Below are 3,789 nucleotides of genomic sequence, written 5' to 3'. Positions count from 1 at the left end.
AGACAGATAGGGGGCCGGTTGATCCAGAAAACGAGACGTCAGCAATACGCGAAGCTCGTCAGCGTGCTTGCTCCTGCTCAACATGAGGTAGAGGATCTCGCCGGTGCGGGCGAAAAACCGACGATCGTTCGAGACGCTGCCGTTCGGCTTGACGTTGACGTCTTCGAACAGAGAATGAGCCCCAAACGGGAAGACGAACTTAGAGCTCCACCGCTTGTTGCTCGACCCTTCAATCGCCGAGCCTTGGAGGAAGTTCAAGACGGCCGCGAAATCGTCGAAAGTTTCGAAGCGATCGCGTAGATACCTGAAATCAGGCTTGTCGATGCCGCCTGCCGTTTCGGCCATCTTATTGAGCCAAAGTGACCAAGCCGCGTCGTCTGACCCTGCTTCGGCGCGAACGGTCATCACATGGGGATTGTTGAACACCAGGTTGCGCAGGCGTAGCTGAAGCTGGGGCTTATACGAGAGACTGTTGTAGGTTTCCTCGCTCAGGGCCCGCCCTTCACGGTGTTCCGACAGAAGCACCGTCAGAAACTCGAGGAACGTCAGCCACGGCGACTGCTCGTCATGAAGGCGATGTCCCCAAATCGCTTCGTCGATCCAATAGGCGGGACCGGTGCGTTCTTCGAACTGGGTGGGGCGATCAAGAAATTCCATTGTCATACTCGCACGATCACGCGTCGCGGCTGAGCGCGGCCATCGGAATTGATATCGATAAACCGCAGAACGAGTTCTCCGTCTGCCGTGACGTCGTCGCCATCGAGCTTGCGGCGGTTTTCAGTCTCCCGCAGCAGACGCGCTTTGAAAGCGAGTAGATCTTCGTGACACTCAAGCGAGAAACTGCTCGGCAGTGCGCCCTCGGCGACGCGCCCGAGGAACTCGAACCTCGTCGGCGAAAGTGCCAGGAACACGGGAGGAATTTCGCCGCCTCGCACCAGCTTGACCGATACTCCGAAGTGTCGGCCAGCTTTGTCTGGGACGATGCTGACCTCTTCACCGCTCGCACGAGGTACCGAGATAATTTCATCGAGCAGAGGACTGCGCTTCGACTGCGAAAAGCTGCCAGACGTCGCAAGCACAAGCTCATCCTGGTTCTGAACCAGCATCCCCGTGAAAATACGATTCAGCCCGCGGACGACCATACTGACCGCCTGCCGGGGCGCGACTTGTCCGGCTGAGATTCTTTGTGCCGTTTCGAGATACAGGCCGGCGTAACGAAACACACTGAGGTCCCACAGATCGTACTCGTCGATCTTGGACTCTGGCATCGTAAAGAACAGGCGCTGCCGTTGTGCGCGAAGCGCTCCGAGAAACACGGTGCGACCGTTGGCGTCGGCTCCTTCAAGGTAAGTACGTTGAGCAGCGGTAAAGGCGGCGGTCGCCCCGTACACGGGATCCGAGACGACAAGTTCATCGTAGTCGGCCTTATAGGCCGGATCGTCAGCGCCATAGACGAGCAGATTGTCAACCCGGTTGCTCGTTTCCGCACCGATCCCAAACGCGTTGAGCTTCCGAAAGAGTTCCGTCTTCTCAGCCCTGCTCGGTTTCAGATTCCCACCAAAAATGTTGCGGTAGATGCTCGCTAAATCGAGGTGTCCGGCGTCCTGCAGCGCAGGCACGTCGGCGCATGTCATCAATCCGTCCCGGGCGTCGGGATGACCGAGGAGACTGTTGGCAATCAACGCCAGGAGTTGACGCACCGGAAAATGGCTCCCGTTGCGCTCGCTAAGTTCAATGACCGCCGCAAGCCGCCTTTTGAATGGATCCTCTTCACCGACGCCTATGAGCCGTCGGCGATTTTCGAAGATGGGACAGATTGCGCCGTCGCTGCGCGCGGAGCAGCCGTCGCAGCCCTGCCAACCTTCATGCTCTGTTATCGCCTTGATGATCGCCGTTACCATCTGAGCCGCCGGAGATCGACTGAGGTCTCTCAGTTCGAGACGAATTCCCGCGTCGTTCGTCACGCCCGTAACCAAGAGGTCTTCGACAACTTGGCTCGCCCGTTCGATCTCAGGCGTCTTCGGCGCAGATTTGAATTTCTCGAGGAGCTGCCCGTGATTGGCGGCAAGGAGATAGAAGGTTGCTGCGGTCGGATTCGCGATATCGGCCGAGAATTCAGCGATAAGCGATGCACTTTCGTCATCGCGCAGTTCGCTCAAATCTTTGACGACGACAAGCGAGCGCTTATCGCCGAGGTCCAGACGCTGAACCTTGACGCCCAGGTTCCAGAGGTTCGCGTCGCCGCCGAGTTCGATCCAGACCTCTCGGCAATGATATGTTTTTCCATCCCCTGCTGTGCCGGTGATGATGTATGAACCTGGGGAGGCCCCGCGAAAATTTTCAACGAGCTCGTCGCGAAGTGGCGCGGGCAGTGTAATCGGCCGAATTTTGTGACGACGCAGCGCACGCTGAATCGTCTCGTCATACATGTTGTCGTTGGTGGGGATCGGCCCGTAGTTTCTGAGAAACCTGATCCACGCATGTATAGATGGCGTTTCTGACACGCGCCCCCCCAAGTTTCGGTAAAGTTGTAAACGACGTAATGATTCGGTGGCCTAATTTAGCAGCAGTCGCTGCCGGCCACCCACGCATCTTGCCTTATTTCCAACTTGTCCCCATCCCCGACGTGTTCGAAAGCCAAATACGACACAACTCTTCCTAGACGACTAACGCGGGCCGTGAAGCGTGGTCATACGACGCCCCAGGCGCGAAACCTTCCTCTCCCCGTCATCTCGCGCAAGCCGAGCTCGCCGACCAGGTTGAGCGCCCCCTGTTTTGTGACCTTTAGCCTGTCCTGGATCATGCCTGTCGAAACGAGCGGCCGCGACAGCACCAGCTCGATCAGGTCGGGCAATTTTGAACTTGCCCGACGCTCCCTGAGCCGCCGCTCCATCTGGCTTTTCGCCAGCACCAGCCGATCATGCTCTTTTAGTCCGACCAGTGCTGCGTCGTGGATGGCGTCGACAAAAGCCAACAACCGATCGGAGCGATTGCGCGCCCGCCGCCGCTCCCGCGGAATGTTTTTGGCGCCGAGATGCAGGCTGGCGAGATGGTTGGCGCCAATCCCTTCCTGCCGCAGCAGCGCGGCGATGAACAGCGACCCGAGCCAGGCGGCATGCTGCAGCACCTCGATGCCGGACCAGGCCTCGAGCAGGACCGCGCCACGCAGCACGACCGGCAGATCGCGGGTCCTGGCGACAACGTCCTGCCATTCGGCCAGCCGTTCCTCTTCATTCCAATCGAGATCGTAGATCAGGTCCGGCCGCTCACGTCGTGACGTTTCCTCTTTTCGAGCAGGCACATCGGCGCCGTTCAGAATCTTCGATGTGCGTGCGAGAACAGCATCGATCTCGGCAAACTCCTCAGCCAGAAGATCCGCCTCAGCATCATCCTGACCGTCGGCAGGAACGGGGCTGGCCTCCTGCCCTTCCCGGCTTTTTTGTACCGACGCCGGCGTCGCGCCACCGCGGCCGGTCAAGGTCAAAAACCCGTCCCGGCTGAGCGCCCAGTCGGGCGTCTGCGCAAAAATTCGCCGCCGGGTTCGTAGCACCGCGTGTGCGCGGGTGATCTCGTGGGTCGGGGTGCGGATGTCCATGTGGGCGTCGTGCAGGACCAGGTCCTCAAGATGGACGAGCTCGCCCTCGAGCCAGAGTGCGGCGGCTGCATCGGCGAAGTGTTGGCGTTCGACAAAGCCGTCGCGGACGGGAGAGCGCGCCAGGCGCTCGTCGAGCCGCGCCATAGCCTCGGTGGTTGTCGCTTTTACTTCCCGATTTCAAACAGGGAAAAGTC

At 59.4% G+C, this 3,789-nt stretch carries 3 protein-coding genes; all 3 read right to left on the bottom strand.

The window, feature by feature from the left end; all coding sequences use genetic code 11:
* On the bottom strand, positions 1–657 hold a 657-nt coding region (locus EOA29_RS28625), incomplete at its 3' end, for a hypothetical protein (protein ID WP_210213179.1).
* A gap of 2 nt (positions 658–659) precedes the next feature.
* On the bottom strand, positions 660–2,429 hold the full coding sequence (locus tag EOA29_RS28620) for a hypothetical protein (protein WP_127221929.1): 1,770 nt from the start codon (positions 2,427–2,429) through the stop codon (positions 660–662).
* A gap of 260 nt (positions 2,430–2,689) precedes the next feature.
* Positions 2,690–3,739, bottom strand: coding sequence for an RHE_PE00001 family protein (locus tag EOA29_RS28615; protein WP_127221928.1), 1,050 nt, complete (start codon positions 3,737–3,739; stop codon positions 2,690–2,692).
* Positions 3,740–3,789: the final 50 nt, after the last annotated feature.

It is taken from the genome of Mesorhizobium sp. M1E.F.Ca.ET.063.01.1.1 (assembly GCF_003998155.1).
In the GTDB taxonomy this organism is placed as follows: Bacteria; Pseudomonadota; Alphaproteobacteria; order Rhizobiales; family Rhizobiaceae; genus Mesorhizobium.
This window is presented reverse-complemented; position numbering and strand designations above follow the sequence as displayed.

What these genes read in the sequence shown, in the direction of transcription:
- EOA29_RS28620 (WP_127221929.1), bottom strand. Translation starts at nt 2,429, where the DNA reads ATGTATGACGAGACGATTCAGCGTGCGCTGCGTCGTCACAAAATTCGG.
- EOA29_RS28615 (WP_127221928.1), bottom strand. Translation starts at nt 3,739, where the DNA reads ATGGCGCGGCTCGACGAGCGCCTGGCGCGCTCTCCCGTCCGCGACGGC.